Source organism: Rhizobium sp. P32RR-XVIII, from assembly GCF_012641395.1.
Taxonomy (GTDB): Bacteria; Pseudomonadota; Alphaproteobacteria; order Rhizobiales; family Rhizobiaceae; genus Rhizobium.
The window spans coordinates 683,363-700,426 of the sequence record NZ_JABAIH010000003.1 but is presented as its reverse complement, the minus strand read 5'-3'; the positions used below and the strand labels follow the sequence as shown (position 1 = coordinate 700,426).

Sequence of the window (17,064 nt, the reverse complement as noted above, 5' to 3'; positions counted from 1 at the left end):
CTCGATTTGCTGCAAGATCAGCTTGCCGGACCCTTGAGGATCGGGGTCTGGATCACGCCGGTCAGGCTTTCCTTCGGGAGCGCCAGGACTGCCGGCTCGTCGAAAATGTCGCCCATGGCCGACGGCACGCCGGTCTTCTGCAGTTCCTCGAGGAACTTGCGATGGACGCGCGGATCCTGATCCTCGTACTCGATCTGGCGACCGCCATCCTTGACCGACGTCGCCCCGCCGCCTTCGGCACTCTTGCGGCGCAGAGAGATGAACGGATAGCGGCGGCTGCCGAGCGAGCAGGCAACGTAGCGGGCCGGCTGGTCGCAGGTGTTGAAGTGCTGGTGGTACATCCAGAACGGCGGCGTGTACATGTAGCCGTGGCGCCAGGGGATTTCCTTGAATTCGGAATCGCCCTCGTACCACATCAGCGAATAGCCCTCGCCGTCGACGGCATGCACGTGCGTACCGGCCGCATGGCGATGCGCCTTCTTGTAGCGGCCGACCGGCATCTGCGACACGTGCGAATGCATCGTGCCGTCAGCGAGAACGAAGTTGACGTTGAGCGAGCCCTTGCCGCGACCGTCGAACTCATAGAGCTTGAAGCTCGTCAGGTCGTGGACGAAGTTGGTTTCCCAGACATTCTGGATCTTGCGGGCGGATTCGGCGCCGTAGGTATAAAGCACGCCCTCGCCTTCGAAATGCTTGGTGCCGCCGACACGGTCGTCGAAGTCGAAGTCGTTGTCGAAGATGAACTTCAGATTGTGATAGAGGTTGATCGACAGCGGCGCATCGTTGGTGCACGACAGCCGCACGGTCTCCTGGCCGGAGCCGTTGTGGAACTGGTACTGGCAGTTGAGCGGAATGGCAAACAGCGCCTTCGGGCCCCATTCGAACGTCCGGGTCTCGCCGTTCGGCAGCCAGACCGTCGTCGAGCCGTAGCCGGACAGCACGTAGAAGAAGGCCTCGTAGAGATGCTTGACCGGCCGTGTCTTCTTGCCCGGCAGAACCTCGATGACGTAATTCGTCATGAAATCGCCCATGCCAACGGTATGGGCAAAGCAGCCGCGGGCGTCATAGCGGTCCCACGCGCTGGTCTCGAGCGCAAGCAGGTCATGGCCGAGGTCGAAATGGATCGGGATCCCCTCGCCCTGGGCCCAGTCGCGATACGGATCGACAAGGAATTTCGAATTGCTGGGATCGGCGGTCGGAACCGGATCGGTCACGGTTGTCTTTTCATTGGCCATAACAACATCGCTTTCATTTCAGTGCTTCAGTTTTCCCCGCCAAGCCAAAGTGCCGGAGCGATCCGGCACACACGTGCGGGCGTGAACTTTAAAGGCGCCGCAACAGCGGGCGCTCAGGCAAGACCTCCCTCGGAGGCCGGCAGCGGCCGAACGACCCTGCCGAGATAGTTGGCTTCAGGCCCGTAGAGCAGCCCTTTGACATCATCAGCCTTCAAGGACTTGATGATCTGGTCGACCTGACCGGCGAGCGGCAGCATCAATCCCGCCTTCTGCGCCAGATCCAGCGTCACATCCATGTCCTTTTCCTGCCAGGTGAAACGTGTCGTATCCCAGCGGGCGAGCGTTCCGTTCGTACCGGGGCAGAGCAGCAGGATCTCGCGCATGCGCTGGGCATCGATCCCATAACGCTTGGCGATCAGCAGCGTTTCGTAGTTCGCAACGCAGTGAACCCAGTGCAGCAGATTGTTGCAGGCCTTGGCGATCTGGCCGGAGCCGAGCGGACCGACGCGCAGCACATCGCGGCTGTAGCACATCAGCGCCGGGCGAATGCGCTCGACATCCTCCTCCGTTCCACCGCAAAGCGTCAGCAGCGTGCCGGATTTTGCACCGGCTGCTCCGTAGACGACGGGCGCATCGACAAGGCCGATGCCCTTTTCCTTGAGCTTCGGCCCAAGCTGAAGCATCGTCTCCGGATTGATCGTCGCTGCGACCGCGATGACCGATCCGGCAGCCGCGCTTTCCGACAGTTCCTCGCAGACATCGATCACCTGCTGGTCGCTTGCGACGACCAGAACGTAAAGCTCGGCCTCGGAAAGATCGCTGAGCGCCGTCTTGACGGTGATGCCGCGCGCGCCGGCGGATGCCAGCCTTTCGGCGTTGATGTCGAAGGCTGAGACCTCATGGCCTTTGTCGAGCATGTGGCCGGCCATAGCCAACCCCATCTCCCCGGTACCGACGACTGCAACCTTCATGCCTGCCTCCACAGATATTTGCGTACTGTCACGATTTCAGCCCTCATGCTGGGTCACGACGTCGATCAAGGCCGGCACGCCGTTCTTGACCTGCGCGATGGCACGCTCGAGGGCGGCGCCGATATCATTCGCATCCTCGATCGGACCTTCCGCATACCAACCGAGGCCGCGGGCGAGGGTCGCGAAGTCGGGCGCAGGATCGAAGAGATCCATGCCGATATGCGCGCGCTCTTCCGGGGTGCCGCGCTGGCGGGCGACGGTGATCTGGTGTTCCCAGTCATTGTAGTAGGCGCGGTTGTTGTGCATGACGCAGAGGAACGGCACCTTGTGCTTGGCGGCAAACCACAGCGCGCCGACATCGAACATGAGATCGCCGTCCGTCTGGCAATCGACTACCAGGCGGCCAGTGCCCCGATGGGCGAGCGCAATACCTGTCGCCATGCCAATTTGCGTGCCGGTGCCGAGCGCCTTGCCCGGCCAGCGATAGGGCTTGTCGAAATCCCAGAGCTTCAACGCCCAATCTTCGAAGGCATTGGTGGTCAGAACCCAATCCTCGTGCTGGATCTTGTCCCACACCTCGCTCGCGAGGCGAGCGAGCGTCACAGGCTTGGCGTTCCAATCGTTTCGGGCCTCTTCGCGCCATTTGGCGCGCTGGGCGTCGTGCATCGCACCGACGGCCTTTGCACGTTCAGCAATGCGGCTTGCAAGCTTGGCATCGCCCTTGACGCGATCCTTGATCAGCGACGTCAGCGCCGGGATCGCCAGCGCCGTATCGGCCAGCACGCGTTGCGCCGTCTCGGGGAAGCGCTGATAATCCGTCGCCCACTTGGAGATCTCAATGTCAGCGAAGCCGATGTCGAGCCAGTCGCAGCCTTTCGGAAAGAGCGGCTTCAGCGTGCGGTTGATGCGGTCGTTGACATGTGTCGGCCGTTCCCAGTCGCGGCAGTCGAGCAGCGTGATCAGGTCAGCCTGCTTGAAGATGTCTTTGCTCATGCGCATGTCGAGCGGATGCTCGGTCGGGAAGTTCAGGCGCCACTGTGTATCGACCACCGGCGCGCCGAGCGTCTCTGCCAGGCCCACCATGTCGGAATAGCCGTTCTTGTCGCGGCCGACGAATTGCGGCAGCAGCACCGGCCATTCGGCTGAAACGAGTCTGTCGGCCGCTTCCTCGAGCGCCTTCGGATCGGGCGCGATGCGGCTCGGCACCTTGGCCGATTTCGGCGAGGGCAGCGCAATTGGCGCCTCAAGCGGCGCTTCCTGCAGCGCTGCATCGTAGCACATATAGATCGGGCCGCGCGGCTCGGTCATCATGATCGAATAGGCGCGGGCAAAGCTGTCGACGACGCCGTCAATGCCGCCCGGCTGATAGTCCCATTTCACGTAGTCGCGGACCTGGTTGCCCTGGACGTTGGCCGTATGCGCCCAGTCGACGCGCGGACGGCGCTTGCCTTCGTCCATCGGACCGGTCGCGCCGATCAGGAAGACGGGTGCCCGGTCTGTATAGGCGTAGTAGACGCCCATGGTCGAGTGCAGCAATCCAACCACGTTATGGACGATCACGGCCAATGGTTCGCCGGTCGCCTTCGCGTAACCGTGAGCGATCTGCACCGCAACCTTCTCGTGCTGGCAGACGAGCATCGGCGGATTATTGCCGTTATGGTTCACCAGCGAGTCATGGAGGCCGCGATAGCTGGCTCCCGGATTGAGCGTGATGAACGGAAATCCGTATTGCTTGATCAGGTCGGCAATAATGTCCGACTGCCATGCCGAAGGTCCACCGTCCTTCTTCACAGCCGTCTCCTCAGCCGCGACCATTACCTTATCCACTGTCTCCCCCCTTCCTGATCCGGTCAAAATACGGGCGGCCCTCGTAGCCGCCCGCCAGTTCGAGATTGCCTCCGGTCAGTTGTCCTTCAGCGAATCCTTCAGGAAGCCCACTACCTCAGGAGTCTGGTTCATGGCGTTCTTGACCAAGTTACCGACGTCGTCACCCATCTTCGGATCGACGGGGAGACCAATTTCCTTAGCCTTGGCAAGGAATTCCGGATCGGACGTCGCCGCGGTATAGGCGTCGCGCAGAGTCTTGAGGCGGTCGGCTGGCATATCAGGCGGCCCCGCGGTCAGACGCGAAATATCACTCTGAGATTCGACGAGCGCGATGACGCGCTTTGCGTCGTCATTGTTGACGAAGCTGGCGAGCTGCGGCACGTCGGTTTCCGAGCCGCCGATCTGCGCGATCAACTTGCCGTTTCCAGCGTCAACGAAGGGCTGGAAGGTGGAACGCGAGCCGATGATGCCCTGAACCTCGCCGCGGCGCATGGCGAGCTGGTCGTCACTGCCGTTGTAACCCGAGACAACCTCGATCTTGAGACCGAGCGCCTTGACGAGCATTGTCGTTTCGATGGTCGATGCGCTGCCGACGCCGGCAGATGCGAACTTGATCGGCTCCTGGAGCTTCGCCAGGTCTTCGTAGCTGTTGATGCCCGAATCCTTGGAAACGACGATGACGCGCGGATCAGACGAAACCTTTCCGATCCACGACATCTTGGCGAGATCGAACTTGATGCCCGGGTTGCCGGAAAGCTGGCTGTAGATCAGGCCGGTATTGAACGTGCCGAAGGTCAGGCCGTCGGGATCGGAAGCATAGATGAAGTTCGCCCCGATCAGATGGCCCGCGCCCGGCATGTTCTGAACGACGAACGTCGAACCCGGCAGATGCTTCTGCATGAACTGTGCGACGAGTCGGCCGTTGGTGTCATAGCCGCCGCCCGGTGCGGTCGCGACGATATAGTTGACCGTCTTGCCCTTGAAAAATTCCGGACCTTCCTGGGCAAGCGCATTGCCTGTCCAGAGCGCGGTCAGCGCAGCGGCGCCAAAAACCGCCATACGAATGGATTGCATGTTCATTACTTCCCTCCCATTGAGCTGTGCATGCGATACACGGTTAATCTCAGTTGATAGTCTGACTTACGAACTCGACGATCTCTGGTGGTTGGTCGAGCGCGCATTGAACGGACGAAGCTACCGCTTCGCCAACCTCCTAAGTGACCGGCGGTTCCAGCGCCTCGGCCTTTCAGGAATTCCGGATCCGAAATCGCGGCGGCATAGGCGTCTCGCCGCGCCCGGAGCGAACATCCATTCTCCCGTAAGGCCTCCTTGCGACCCGACGACAATTGCCTTGCCGCTGTTAGATCGTGTTGATCCCGAGGGCGTGTAGTACCCAGGGGGTGACGAGGCCCGGATGAAGCTCGATGCCAAGCAACCTGCCGAACACCAGATAAAGGACGAGCGTTGCAGCTGCCGCGAGCGCGACAGAGAGCTTCCAGCTGCACTCTGCCTGCCGCTTCAGGAACGTCAGCAGCATGATAGGCACGCTGATGTAGAAACCAAAGGCGACGACACCGGCGATGAAGCTGACGAAATAGGCGGCCATCACCAGTTCCTGGCGCGCGGTGTGCGGGCCGAATTCCGGCAGCTCAGCCTCGTCGCTGCCGCTCTCCGGCGAGCTGGCGGCGGCAATCGCCTGACCAACCGATGCGGCAGCAGGCGCTGCCGGCGAACGGAAGAGATCGATCGCGAGCTGGATCAGACAAAGTGCAATGCCAGGCACACCGACGACCAGCGGCATGAAGCGCGCCTTGGCTGGAAATCCGAAAGATAGCCCGACCATCGAGGTAAAGATCACCAGCATGACAACGGTGAGGCAGGTACTGAACGTTACATTCTTCATGGTCATGGGCTGACCTCTGCGTTATGGCGGCGGGCGGCCGGCCGGAAGTTGCGATAGAAGGCATAGCCCATCAGCGAGACGATCATGGCAATCAGCACGAGCGAGAGCGGGCGAAGGAAGAAGCTGTAACCCCAGAGCTGAAGCGCTTGGTGCAGCGATGCTTCCGCTTTGCCGCCGAGCACAAGGCCGATGACGAACGGTGCGCGCGGCCAATCTGCACGAAGGAAGCCGTAGCCGATGGCGCTGAAGAGCACGAGCATCACCAGGTTCTGCCACTGGAAGTCACTGACGAAGCAGCCGAGCGATACGAACACAAGGATGAAAGGCACGAGCATGCGGCCGTTCACGAATGTGAGTACCGCGACCCACCGACAGATAACAAGCAGCATTGCTACGGCGATCAGGTTGCCAACCACCAGAGCCCAGATCAGCGTCCAGACGAGGTCGAGATGCTTGGTGACCATCAAGGCGCCGGGCTGGATGCCGAGGATCAGGAATGCGCCGAGCAGGACCGCCATACCCGAGCTGCCGGGGATGCCGAAGAACAGTGTCGGAAGCAGCGAGCCGCCTTCTTTACCGTTGCTGGCGGTTTCCGGCGCGATAACGCCTTCGATCGCGCCCTTGCCGAAGCGTTCCGGATGCTTGGAGCTCTGAACTGCATGGCCGTAGCAGAGCCAGGCTGCAGTTGAACCGCCGAGACCAGGGATCATGCCGATGATGGCACCGATGACCGAGGTGCGAACAACCAGCCACCAATGGCGCGGCACTTCCATGACGCCCGAGAAAAGCTGCTTGTATGAAAAGCCCTTGTCCATCGCCACGGCGGAAATGGAGCCGCCCTTGGTGCTGAGCGCGATCATTTCAGGCACAGCAAACATGGCGAGAACCGCGGTGACCAGGCTGACGCCGTCCCACAGGAAGAGGAAGTCGCCTGCATAGCGGGGCGTACCGGTGACCGGATCCATGCCGACGGTCGACAGCATCAGGCCATAGAAGCCGACGATCAGACCCTTGACGATACGGCTGCCGCTCGAAAGGAACGCGATGAAGCTGATACCGAGCAGTGCGATCAGGAAGAACTCGGCCGGGCTGAACATCAGGATGACCGGCTCGAGGATCGGGATCATGATCGCAAAGACGACCGCACCGATAATACCGCCGACACCGGACGCCGTGATACTAGCGCCTAGCGCGCGGGCAGCCTGTCCCTGCTTCGCCAGCGGATAACCGTCGAGCGTCGTCGCCGCGTCGTCACCGTCTCCAGGGATGCCGAACATAATGCTCGATATCTGACCGCTAGTGCCGTTGACGGCATGCATCGTCAAGAGGAAGACGGCGCCTGCCACCATATCCATGCCATAGACGAACGGAATGGCCATGGCGATCGACAGCTTGCCGCCGATACCCGGCGTTACGCCGACCATAAGGCCGCACACAACGGCGACCAACATCAGGCCCATAATGTGTGGGGAGCTTACGAGGCCGAAGAGCGCCCCGAACATAGTCTCAATCATTGCAGTTTAACTCCTCCCGCCGATGACCTCTCGGCATCAAGCTGGTTTCCATCAATTGACCGCTTGCTCCTCGGCGGCCGATCTGTCCACGCCGGTTTACTTTAGGTCCCGGCCATTTTTTGCATTAGGGACACTCCCCCAAATTTTGTCCAAAGCAAAAATTTATGCTTAGTCCATCACTTTTTATGCGGGCTGGCAAGAGGCATTCCTGTAGGAGGGACACGGTTCCGCTGTGAGGAACGCATCTAACTCCCTATAGTTAAACGGTTTTCTTCGAAATCTTCATCATTTTTAGTAGATTCTTAAGGGTGGTCAGACGGCGTGTCAGCAGCTTTTTATATAGCTCGGTTTTAGGCCTTCGAGTATAAATAAAATCACCAATTCCCGCCAATGACCCTTGATGTTCAACGGTAAAATTCAACGAACATGACGAAGAGTAAGTTTTTCTTATTCTGATCATTAAGCGAAATGGCGTGGACTCCCGAGCGCCGCAAGTATCATTTTCAGCAGGACGGTGCTTCGCGCCGGCCCGGCGCAGTGCCGGGAAAATGGAAGTTCGGCGATGGGAGGGACCGGTTGGACAAGCCAGTCGACAACAAGACGATAGGATCGGAGCCGGAGGTTTCCCTCGGAGCGCTCCTTACATCATTCCTGAGATTGGGCGCTTCGTCATTCGGGGGAGGCATGGCCGGGTGGACGCACAGAGAGATCGTCGAGCGCCGCAAGTGGCTCGATGACGACAATTTCATCAAAACGCTGACGATCGCGCAGATATTGCCAGGTGCCAATCCGATGAACCTCGCGGTTTATATCGGCCTGAAGCTGCGGGGCTGGACCGGCGCCGTCGTTGCACTGTTCGGGATGTTATTGCCCGCTTTCACCGTCATTCTGCTGATGAGCATGGTCTATGAGCAGCTGAGCGCCTATCCGCAGACACACACGGTGTTGCGCGGGCTTGCCTGCGTCGGCCTCGCCTCCTCGGTGACGATGGGAATCAAGACATCGCGCAGGGTGCGGCAGCAGCTGGTGCCATCGCTCATCGCCATTGCCGTTTTTGTGGTGGTCGGCGTGTTGCGCTGGCCTCTCATTCCCGTGGTCGCGGGCGCCATACCCTTCAGCATCGTGTGCGCCTTCCTTATTAAGCAGGAGAAGAAAAATGGATGATGGCAAGTTGCTCAATCTTGTCCTGCTCTGCATCCCGTTGTCGCTGGTGTCCTTCGGCGGAGGCCAGTCGATCGTGGCGGGGCTGCAGCATCAGGTCGTCGACGTGCATAATTTCCTAACGGCCCGTGAATTCACGGATTTCTACGCCATCTCGCGCGCGGCTCCGGGACCGGGCACGCTGATCCTCGCGCTGATTGGCTGGCATATTGGCGGGCTGACCGGCGCAATCGTCGCGACAGTCGCGATTTTTCTCCCCTCCTCGCTCCTCGTATGCATTTTGGGCAGCATCTGGAATCGCCATCGGCACACCGCCTGGGCAATGGCCGCCGAACGGGGGCTGGCGCCGGTCGCCGTCGGCCTGATCTTTGCCGGGGTATTTGCCGTCGCAAGCTCCGCCGGTGTCGGGGTGATCGAGATTGCGACGATCGCAATCGCCGTTTCGCTGCTAATGTTCACCAAGATTGGCCCCTACCCGATCCTCGGCGCGGTAGGAGCCTCCTTTTTCCTGTTGAACCTGGCCGGGATTGCCTGAGCGACAGCACCTTTGAGAAAAACATCGCTGCCGGAATTGACCGGCAGCCGTTTCACAGTATTATGGCTATAGGAGAACACCGTTCCACATAAAAGAACGAACGCGGCGTAAGGAGAATGAAATGGCTGAAAAACTGGTTCTTCGCACGGCATTGGGCAAGCATTCCCATGTCCAGCCACTGAAGGATGGCCGCGTTCAGTCGAGCCGCGTCCGATTCGAATTTCAGGATTACGAGCCGCTCCCGAAAGCATTCCGCACGATGGTTCGCGGCGGCGAGCTCGACCTCTCGGAAATGGCAATCGTCACCCATCTCCTGGCACACCATTACGGCAAGCCGATCACCGGTCTCGCCATTCCGCTCTGGAGCCGCCTGCCCCATACCAATCTCGTCTGTCCCACCGATTCGCCTGTAAAAGGGCCGCGCAATCTTGCGGGAACGAAGGTCGGCGTGCGGGCCTATGCCCAGACCTCGGGCGTATGGGTGCGGGGCTTCCTCCAGCACGAATATGGCGTCGATCTCGATGGCATCACCTGGGTCACCATGGAAGATGCCCATCTCAGCGAATACGAGGATCCGTCGAACGTGGAGCGCAACCGGAGCGAATTGGCGCTGCGGCCGCTGATGCTCTCCGGCGCGCTCTCGGCCATTATGGGAGAGCGAGAGGTCGATCCCTCCGGCATCCGCACCGTGATTCCGGATGCGGAGGCGATCGCCGACGCCTGGATCGCCCGCACCGGCATCGTGCCCATCAACCACACCCTGACCGTCAAGACGGCGCTGGTCGAGGACCATCCCTGGCTCCTCGGCGAGCTGATGGAGATATTCGAGGAAGCGCGCCGCATTGCCATCGAGGATGGAGCGACGCCGCCGCCGGCTTACGGGCTGGATGCGAACAGGGCCTCGCTGCAGCTCGCCTTCGCCTATTCGGCCGAGCAGCGCATCACGCCGCGCCTCTACGACGCGAACGAACTCTACCCCACGATCTGAAGCCTGGCTTCACCGCGTGCAACGGTATTCAAGGACACCGCCATGATCATCGACATTCACGGACACTACACCACCGAGCCGCAGGCGCTGCATCAGTTCCGCGACAAGCAGCTCGCCGGTCTTGCAGATGGAATGCGCCGCCCGCAAAGCACCGAGCTTGGCATTTCCGACGACATGCTCCGCGAATCGGTTGCGCCGCAGCTGAAGTTTCAACAGGAGCGCGGCAGCGACCTGACGATATTCTCGCCGCGCGCCGCCGGTATGGCGCATCACGTCGGCACGGAAGCCGTCAGCATGCAATGGTCGGCGATGTCGAACGATCTGATCCATCGCATCTGCAAGCTTCTGCCGGATAATTTTGCTGCTGTCGGCCAATTGCCGCAGCATCCCGGCGCCGCGCCCAAGAACTGCATTCCCGAATTGCGGCGGATGGTCGAGGAGCTGGATTTCGTCGGCGTCAACCTCAATCCCGATCCGTCCGGCGGCTACTGGACCGATCCGCCGATGACGGACAAGCACTGGTATCCGCTCTACGAAGTGCTCTGTGAGCTCGACGTGCCAGCGATGATCCACGTCACCTCGTCCTGCAATCCGAATTTCCACCATACCGGCGCACATTATATTAATGGTGACACGACGGTCTTCATGCAGCTCATCCAGGGCAATCTCTTCAAGGATTTCCCGACGCTGAAATTCGTGATCCCGCATGGCGGCGGCGCCGTTCCCTTCCATTGGGGCCGGTATCGCGGTCTGGCACAGGAGATGAAGAAGCCGCTTCTGACTGAGCATCTGCTGAACAACGTGTTCTTCGATACCTGTGTCTATCACTATCCGGGCATCGAGCTGATGTCGAAGGTCATCCCTGTCGACAACATCCTCTTCGCCTCCGAAATGCTTGGCGCTGTCAAGGGCATCGATCCGGAGACCGGGCATCATTACGACGATACCAAGCGCTATATCGACCAGCTGAGCTCGCTTGACGAGACGAGCCGCTACAAGGTCTTCGAAGGCAATGCGCGCCGCGTCTATCCGCGGCTCGACAAGCAACTGACCGCGCGCGGGCGGCCGGGCCGGGCGGCATGAGCCGCCCCCGCTCAGCAGCAGTTCGGATTTTCGCTGTCGGAGACGATGGCGTTCTTCATCCAATAGGGCGGCAGGTCGTCCGGCGTCATTTCGCGGGCCGGCTTGAAGGCCTTGAAGACGTGTCGTGCTTCGGGGCTCGTCCAGAAGGTCACGATCGTTTCCAGCGGCGGGCAGCCCGGCATGCCGCAGGCGACCTCTGCCACCATGACGGATACGTCTTCGGACAGCGAAAAGCGTTCGCGCGTCCAGGCCTTTATCTGGCGGATTGCGGCAACGTGCTCGGCATTTCTGGAAGCTGTCTTGAGCATGGTTTCGAACGGGAAAGCCGACGCCCCGATGGCGGCCGGTAAGAGGTTACATAGGGCAGCGACCCTGCCCTTGTCAAAACTGAATATGGAAAAACATCAAGCGCCGGATGCGGGGTCCGCAGCCGGCCATTGCCAAGCGCAAGGAGTTGACGCATGACTGAAAAGGTTCTCGCCGCGGTCCGCACCGGACCTAGCCAAATGGAAATCCAGGAATTTCCGATGCCGGATATTCCGGAAGACGGCGCGCTTCTCAAGATGGAAGTTGCCGGCATCTGCGGCACCGACGTCAAGCTGTTCAAGACGCCGCCGAACAATGCGCCCACCATCATGGGCCATGAGAACATCGGCTATATCGCCAAGGCGGGCCGCGAGTTCACGCGCCGCAAGGGCTTCAAGGAAGGCGATCTGGTCTTCGTCGAACACTATGTCATGTGCGGCAAGTGCGAATGGTGCCACCGTGGCCAGTACCGCCACTGTGAAAACACCGACTGGCGCAAGAATCCCGAAGGCATCCGCTACGGCTATACCTCGGCCGAACGTGCTCCCCATCTCTGGGGCGGCTTTGCGCAATATGTCTACCTGCCGTGGAACGCCGTGGTCCACCACGTGCCCAAGGGCGTTTCGCCCGAACTGGCAGGCCTCGTTACCCCGATGGCCAACGGCATCGAATGGTCGCTGTTCGATTCGGGCGTCGGCTATAACTCGACCGTGCTGATCCAGGGTCCCGGCCAGCAGGGCCTGTCCCAGACCGTCATCTGCAAGCAGGCCGGCGCTTCCCTCATCATCGTCACCGGCACCAGCAAGGACGCTGCCCGCCTGGAAGTTGCCAAGAAGCTCGGCGCCGACTACGTCATCGACGTGCAGAAGGAAGACCCGCTGGCGCGCATCATGGAAATCACCGGCGGCAAAGGCGTCGACGTTTCGCTCGACTGCACCGCCGGCGCCGGCACGATCCCGATCACGCTGGGCATCGAAGCTCTCAAGCGCAAGGCCGGCACCATCCTGGTGCAGGGCGAGCTCAAGGAGTTCCCGAACTTCCCGCTCGAAAAGATGACGGTCAAGGCCATCACCATGAAGAGCGCTCGTGGCCACAGCTACGAGGCCTGCGAGTTGGCCCTGCAGCAGATCGCCTCCAACCGCTTCCCGCTGGACATGATCACCACTCATAAGTTCGGCCTCAAGGACGCGGCGCTGGCCATCGAGTCGGTCGGCGGCAAGGGCGTGCCGAACGTGATCCATGCCTCGCTGATGCCCTGGGAATAAGCCCTAGGCAATAGACCTCTTCCGGGCGGGGACCATCCCGCCCGGCTCTTGATCCTACCGACGCGATCCATGTCACCCATCGGCTCCCGCGTCGGCACTCTTTCAACGAAAAAATGGAAGCAACGATCGTGTCCATCGGATTCAGAATCATGCCGCGCCACCGCAAGGTGACCGCCGAAACCGCCAAGCGCTTTCTCGATGTCCCGGTGGCTTGCGTCAGCGACGCCATGAACCGTCTGAGCGCCGGCGGCCCGACGCTGCGCCCGCTCCATGCCGGTGGCGCCATGGCCGGCGCAGCCTTCACTGTCCGGACCCGTCCGGGTGACAATCTGATGATTCACAAGGCCCTCAAGATGGCTGAACCGGGCGACGTCATCGTCGTCGACGCCGGTGGCGATCTTTCCAACGCCCTGGTCGGGGAAATGATGTTGTCGCATGCCCGCGCCATTGGCGTCGTCGGCGTCGTCATCAACGGCGCCGTGCGTGACTATGGCTGGATCCGCGCCAATACCTATCCGGTGTTCGCCGCCGGCGTCACCCATCGCGGCCCCTATAAGGACGGTCCGGGCGAGATCAACGTGCCGATCTCGCTGGGCGGCATGGTGATCGAACCGGGCGACCTCATCATCGGCGACGATGACGGCCTGCTCTGCGTCCCCTACGACCAGACCGAAGCCCTCTACCAAGCCGCTGCCAAAAAGCACGAGGCCGAATCCAAGACCGTCGCCAATACCCTGGCCGGCAAGCTCGATCCCAAGCTCTGGGTCGACGAAACGCTCCAGCGCCTTGGCTGCGAAGGCCTCTGACCCATTCAAGCCCGCGGCCGCTTTGCGGTCGGGGCATCCATTCAAGGAGGTGAACCTTGGCAAATGTTACCATCAATGGAATCGACACCTATTACGAGGTGTTCGGCTCCGGTCCTCCCCTGCTGATGTGCGCGCCCGGCGGCTTCGATGCCGACGTGGAAAAATGGCGCACCCAGGGCATTTATTCGCAAGTGAAGTTCCTCGACAATCTCTCGAAGAACTATACCTGCATCGCCTTTGACCGCCGCGACACCGGCAAGACCGGTGGCCGCGTTGAGCCTCTGCAATGGGTCGATTATGCTCACCACGCCAAGGGCATGCTCGACGCGCTCAATATCGAAAAGGCCTACGTCATGGGCGGTTGCATGGGGTGCAGTGTCGCCGTTGCGTTCGGCGTCGCGTACCCGCAAGCAACAGCAGGCATGGTGCTTTTCTGGCCCGTCGGCGGTGCCAAATACCGGATCAACGGGCACCAGCGCTTTGCCGAGCACCTGGCCTTCGTTCATCAGAATGGGCTCGAAGCTGTCGTTGCTCTTGCCAGGCAACCTGGCAGCGCCTTCGGCAAGGACGCGCGCGTCGGCCCGTGGGTTTCGGCCCTGCGCACCGACCCCGAGTTTGCAGAACGCTATGCGAAGCAGAACGTCGAGCAATACAAACTGATCCTCGCAGGCATGGTCCGGAGCCTTCTGGACCGCGACACGTCGCCCGGTGCCGAACCGGAGGACCTGCTGCGTCTCAGCATCCCGACCCTGATCGTGCCAGGCTCCGACGCGTCACACGCGACATCGGCAGCACGCTATCTGCAGGAATGCATTCCGGGCTCGCAATATTGGGATGTTCCGGTTTCGGCCCAAGACGAAGCGAGCACTAACGCGCGCGTCATTGAATTCCTCAAGGCAAGTGCCTGAGAAAAATTCAGTGTGGCTGGGCATCCGGCAGAAATTTACCGCTCTGCCGGACCAGGAACTCTTGAAAGGCCGTCATGACCGGGGTCATCGCCCGGTCAGTGCGGCTGACGGCAAACCACTGACAGCGGATCGGAAGACCGGCGACGTCGAGGATAGCAAGTTTGCCCGCCTGAACTTCAGCTGCAACGCTGTGGGCGGCAAGAAATGCAACGCCGGTATCGGCCATGACGGCCCGCTTGATGTCCTCGACGCCGTCCATTTCCGTGTTCGCACGAGCCGCCCTGCCAGGAACCTCGTTCATGAAACGCTCGAAGAATATCCGGGTGCTCGAACCTAAGCCACGAACGATGAAATGTTCCTCCGCGATTTCAGCCTTTGAAATGGCCGAGCGGCCGACTAGGCTATGATTGGGAGCGCTGACAACAACCAGAGAATGCTCCCCAAAGATGGCGGCGCGAACCGAGATGTTGCGTGGCGGCCTGCCGACGAGCGCGATGTCGATGGTCCGGTTCTTCAGCCGCTCGATCGTCTCGGCGCGACGGTCGATGATAACTTCGAGGTCAATATCCGGAAACTCGGCTGAAAAGGCATTGTGCATCGGCTTTGCGAAATACCGTACGGTCGAAACAGCGCCGACCGTGATGCGGCCACGTTTAAGACCCTTGAACGCGTTCATCTCATCGCTCAGCAGGTGAAGGCGATCATTAATATCGCGAGCGGCAGCAAGGACGGCCCTCCCCGCTTCCGTCGGGTACATGCCGTGGGCCATGCGTTCGAAAAGCTGGACACCTGCTTCGGCTTCGAGTTGCTTAAGTTGCAATGTGACTGCCGGTGCAGTGAGGCCGAGCACCTTCGCAGCGTCAACGATCTTTCCGTGAGTCTCTATCGCGAGTAACGATCTGAGCTGTCGAAAAGTTATATTTTTCATAGAGATGACGATAAAAAAACTTAACGCTGATGTAAAGCGAATAAATTTTACTTCGCTGCGGCGTGAGGAGTTCGAATGCGGGGGGACGTCGTTCCGGCATCGGCAAAAGCCGCGCGTAGCTGTTCAAATGCGCGGAAACCTTTACCTGCCAAGCGGCGGTTCGCGCTGTAAACTATTGAAAGATCTATGCGTGGCAGCCACGCGTCTCGCCGGTGGCTTTGCTGCTGCAGGTGTCGGCTTCCTCGTCGGCGTGGTTTCGTCTGCAGGATGTCTAAAATGAAAAAGCGGCGATCTGATCGCCGCTTTTTCATGTATGTCTAAAGGGATTCAACGCCGTTTGTAGGTGCGCTCGAAAGCCGTTTCGTCGATCCCAAGGCTGTGCAGGGCGGCTCGTGAGGGCGCCCGGCGTTCACGCCGAGCCCGCGAGCACTCGCGAGCTGCGCTGATGAGGCTCATGCCGTCGAAAAATCCGCCGAACGCACTGCGGACCCATTCGGAATTGCCTTCATTTCGAAAAGCCAATGTCGTCATCGTTCCTGTCTCCGCCATTATGTTGCACTGCATATAAGCGCCAAGTGCTAAAATGGAAAGACGGGCAGCGGCAAAGCAGATATACGGCGCCTGCATAGCGCACTACCCTGCCGGCTGGCTGATTGCTTAGATGACGAAGTGTTCCATGGTCTCCGGAACGAAAATGTCTTCGGCTCGAAGACGCCTTTTCGAGAGCCCCTGTTCGTAGGAGTACCGCAGGAAGGTATCCAGCGTTTCGCGATTTTGCTTGAAGCCGTAACTCCAGTAATCGTCGCCCATGATACGCCGGACATCCTCGACATGTGCGTTCAGCCAGGGGAGCATCACCTTGAGTGCGGCGGTCTCCTCGAGTTCACGATAGATGCGTAACTGCGCTTCGGCGAAAGCCTTATAAAGAGACTGAGCGATCCAGCGGTGCGCTTCGTAGATTTCCCGGCGAATAACGATCGTATGCATGATCGGAAAGATGTTCGTCTTGCGGAAATAGGCTCGTTCCACATCGACAAAATCTTCGAAAAGCCGCCGTACCCCGCCGTTTGGACCGGCATAGGAAGAAGGCTTGCGGGCGGTGAAGAGCGCATCGATCTCCCCGTCGCGGATCATTGCGGACAGTGTCTGGGTCGGGCCAATCCGCTTGACACGGATATTTTCCGGCAGGTCGAGAGCAAGCTTTTCCGGACGGTTCGGCTCCTCCTCACCGCCCGTATAATGCGTCACGTCATCGACCTTGACGCCGTATTCGTCAGAAAGGATGCCGCGGATCCAAACAGGCGCGGTCATCTGATACTCGGGACTGCCGACGCGTTTGCCGACAAGGTCGGCCGGTTCGCGGATGCCTGCCGCTGCATTCACGTAGATCGACGAATGCCGGAAATAGCGCGAGGGAAAGACCGGGATCGCCACGAAAGGGCGGTCTTCCGTGAAATGGGACATCACGTAGGATGACAGCGACATCTCGGCAACATCGAATTCACGATGGCGCAGCATGCGGAAGAAGGTCTCCTCCACCGGCATGTTCAGATAAATAAGGTCGATACCATCGGGCACGACCGTTCTGTCCATGATTGCCCGCGTCCGGTCATAATTCCAGCAGCCGAAGGACA

Annotated in this window: 17 protein-coding genes; 7 read left to right on the top strand and 10 right to left on the bottom strand. The window is 60.2% G+C overall.

All coding sequences use genetic code 11. The features are described from left to right. Positions 1-17: 17 nt before the first annotated feature. From HGP14_RS12955 to HGP14_RS12930, 6 genes are all read right to left on the bottom strand, one after another. On the bottom strand, positions 18-1,235 hold the full coding sequence (locus tag HGP14_RS12955) for a hypothetical protein (RefSeq protein WP_205927134.1): 1,218 nt from the start codon (positions 1,233-1,235) through the stop codon (positions 18-20). Between the two features lie 113 nt (positions 1,236-1,348). Beyond that, positions 1,349-2,206 (bottom strand): NAD(P)-dependent oxidoreductase, encoded by an 858-nt coding sequence (locus HGP14_RS12950; protein WP_168830221.1) that lies wholly within the window; start codon positions 2,204-2,206, stop codon positions 1,349-1,351. A gap of 36 nt (positions 2,207-2,242) precedes the next feature. Next, entirely contained in the window at positions 2,243-4,033 is a 1,791-nt protein-coding gene (locus HGP14_RS12945; protein WP_205927133.1) for a thiamine pyrophosphate-binding protein, read from the bottom strand. 75 nt (positions 4,034-4,108) lie between these two features. Next, a complete protein-coding gene (locus tag HGP14_RS12940) occupies positions 4,109-5,113 on the bottom strand; it encodes a tripartite tricarboxylate transporter substrate binding protein (protein WP_168830220.1) in 1,005 nt (334 codons plus the stop codon). Between the two features lie 280 nt (positions 5,114-5,393). Then, positions 5,394-5,942: a tripartite tricarboxylate transporter TctB family protein gene (locus tag HGP14_RS12935; RefSeq protein ID WP_168830219.1), complete on the bottom strand. Its 549-nt coding sequence runs from the start codon at positions 5,940-5,942 to the stop codon at positions 5,394-5,396. Beyond that, complete coding sequence (locus HGP14_RS12930) at positions 5,939-7,450, bottom strand: tripartite tricarboxylate transporter permease (protein ID WP_168830218.1); 1,512 nt, start codon at positions 7,448-7,450, stop codon at positions 5,939-5,941. The genes HGP14_RS12935 and HGP14_RS12930 overlap by 4 nt, the downstream gene beginning before the upstream one ends. A gap of 576 nt (positions 7,451-8,026) precedes the next feature. On the opposite strand from HGP14_RS12930, the gene HGP14_RS12925 reads away from it, so the two are divergent. The 4 genes from HGP14_RS12925 to HGP14_RS12910 all read left to right on the top strand — a co-directional run bounded on the left by HGP14_RS12925 (position 8,027) and on the right by HGP14_RS12910 (position 11,217). Continuing rightward, positions 8,027-8,614 (top strand): chromate transporter, encoded by a 588-nt coding sequence (locus tag HGP14_RS12925; RefSeq protein WP_168830217.1) that lies wholly within the window; start codon positions 8,027-8,029, stop codon positions 8,612-8,614. Then, positions 8,607-9,146 carry a chromate transporter gene (locus tag HGP14_RS12920; RefSeq protein WP_168830216.1) on the top strand — a complete coding sequence of 180 codons (540 nt, stop codon included), beginning with the start codon at positions 8,607-8,609 and terminating at the stop codon, positions 9,144-9,146. Before HGP14_RS12925 ends, HGP14_RS12920 begins: the two co-directional genes overlap by 8 nt. Before the next feature lie 121 nt (positions 9,147-9,267). Beyond that, positions 9,268-10,134 (top strand): hypothetical protein, encoded by an 867-nt coding sequence (locus tag HGP14_RS12915; RefSeq protein WP_168830215.1) that lies wholly within the window; start codon positions 9,268-9,270, stop codon positions 10,132-10,134. Positions 10,135-10,176: 42 nt separating this feature from the next. Further along, the gene (locus HGP14_RS12910) at positions 10,177-11,217 is read left to right on the top strand and encodes an amidohydrolase family protein (protein WP_168830214.1); all 1,041 of its coding nucleotides are present in this window, start codon (positions 10,177-10,179) and stop codon (positions 11,215-11,217) included. Positions 11,218-11,228: 11 nt separating this feature from the next. Here the strand turns inward: HGP14_RS12910 and HGP14_RS12905 are convergent, their stop codons facing one another. After that, entirely contained in the window at positions 11,229-11,525 is a 297-nt protein-coding gene (locus HGP14_RS12905) for a hypothetical protein (RefSeq protein WP_168830213.1), read from the bottom strand. Between the two features lie 153 nt (positions 11,526-11,678). Between HGP14_RS12905 and HGP14_RS12900 the strand changes: the two genes are divergently transcribed. The 3 genes from HGP14_RS12900 to HGP14_RS12890 all read left to right on the top strand — a co-directional run bounded on the left by HGP14_RS12900 (position 11,679) and on the right by HGP14_RS12890 (position 14,502). Then, positions 11,679-12,788: a zinc-dependent alcohol dehydrogenase gene (locus HGP14_RS12900; protein ID WP_168830212.1), complete on the top strand. Its 1,110-nt coding sequence runs from the start codon at positions 11,679-11,681 to the stop codon at positions 12,786-12,788. A 128-nt stretch (positions 12,789-12,916) separates the two neighbouring features. Then, a complete protein-coding gene (locus HGP14_RS12895; RefSeq protein WP_168830211.1) occupies positions 12,917-13,594 on the top strand; it encodes an RraA family protein in 678 nt (225 codons plus the stop codon). Positions 13,595-13,650: 56 nt separating this feature from the next. After that, the gene (locus HGP14_RS12890; RefSeq protein ID WP_168830210.1) at positions 13,651-14,502 is read left to right on the top strand and encodes an alpha/beta fold hydrolase; all 852 of its coding nucleotides are present in this window, start codon (positions 13,651-13,653) and stop codon (positions 14,500-14,502) included. Positions 14,503-14,509: 7 nt separating this feature from the next. Here HGP14_RS12890 and HGP14_RS12885 read toward each other — a convergent pair whose 3' ends face one another. The 3 genes from HGP14_RS12885 to HGP14_RS12875 form a co-directional block, all read right to left on the bottom strand. Beyond that, positions 14,510-15,430 carry a LysR family transcriptional regulator gene (locus HGP14_RS12885; protein WP_168830209.1) on the bottom strand — a complete coding sequence of 307 codons (921 nt, stop codon included), beginning with the start codon at positions 15,428-15,430 and terminating at the stop codon, positions 14,510-14,512. A 327-nt stretch (positions 15,431-15,757) separates the two neighbouring features. Next, entirely contained in the window at positions 15,758-15,961 is a 204-nt protein-coding gene (locus tag HGP14_RS12880) for a hypothetical protein (RefSeq protein WP_168830208.1), read from the bottom strand. Between the two features lie 126 nt (positions 15,962-16,087). Next, on the bottom strand, positions 16,088-17,023 hold the full coding sequence (locus HGP14_RS12875) for an ABC transporter substrate-binding protein (RefSeq protein ID WP_168830207.1): 936 nt from the start codon (positions 17,021-17,023) through the stop codon (positions 16,088-16,090). Positions 17,024-17,064 lie beyond the last annotated feature (41 nt).

Bases quoted from the DNA above. Each gene is read 5' to 3' on its own strand.
- HGP14_RS12875 (WP_168830207.1), bottom strand. From the start codon at position 17,023: ATGGACAGAACGGTCGTGCCCGATGGTATCGACCTTATTTATCTGAAC.
- HGP14_RS12920 (WP_168830216.1), top strand. From the start codon at position 8,607: ATGGATGATGGCAAGTTGCTCAATCTTGTCCTGCTCTGCATCCCGTTG.
- HGP14_RS12915 (WP_168830215.1), top strand. From the start codon at position 9,268: ATGGCTGAAAAACTGGTTCTTCGCACGGCATTGGGCAAGCATTCCCAT.
- HGP14_RS12900 (WP_168830212.1), top strand. From the start codon at position 11,679: ATGACTGAAAAGGTTCTCGCCGCGGTCCGCACCGGACCTAGCCAAATG.
- HGP14_RS12935 (WP_168830219.1), bottom strand. From the start codon at position 5,942: ATGACCATGAAGAATGTAACGTTCAGTACCTGCCTCACCGTTGTCATG.
- HGP14_RS12955 (WP_205927134.1), bottom strand. From the start codon at position 1,235: ATGGCCAATGAAAAGACAACCGTGACCGATCCGGTTCCGACCGCCGAT.
- HGP14_RS12950 (WP_168830221.1), bottom strand. From the start codon at position 2,206: ATGAAGGTTGCAGTCGTCGGTACCGGGGAGATGGGGTTGGCTATGGCC.
- HGP14_RS12910 (WP_168830214.1), top strand. From the start codon at position 10,177: ATGATCATCGACATTCACGGACACTACACCACCGAGCCGCAGGCGCTG.
- HGP14_RS12880 (WP_168830208.1), bottom strand. From the start codon at position 15,961: ATGACGACATTGGCTTTTCGAAATGAAGGCAATTCCGAATGGGTCCGC.
- HGP14_RS12905 (WP_168830213.1), bottom strand. From the start codon at position 11,525: ATGCTCAAGACAGCTTCCAGAAATGCCGAGCACGTTGCCGCAATCCGC.
- HGP14_RS12930 (WP_168830218.1), bottom strand. From the start codon at position 7,450: ATGATTGAGACTATGTTCGGGGCGCTCTTCGGCCTCGTAAGCTCCCCA.
- HGP14_RS12940 (WP_168830220.1), bottom strand. From the start codon at position 5,113: ATGAACATGCAATCCATTCGTATGGCGGTTTTTGGCGCCGCTGCGCTG.
- HGP14_RS12885 (WP_168830209.1), bottom strand. From the start codon at position 15,430: ATGAAAAATATAACTTTTCGACAGCTCAGATCGTTACTCGCGATAGAG.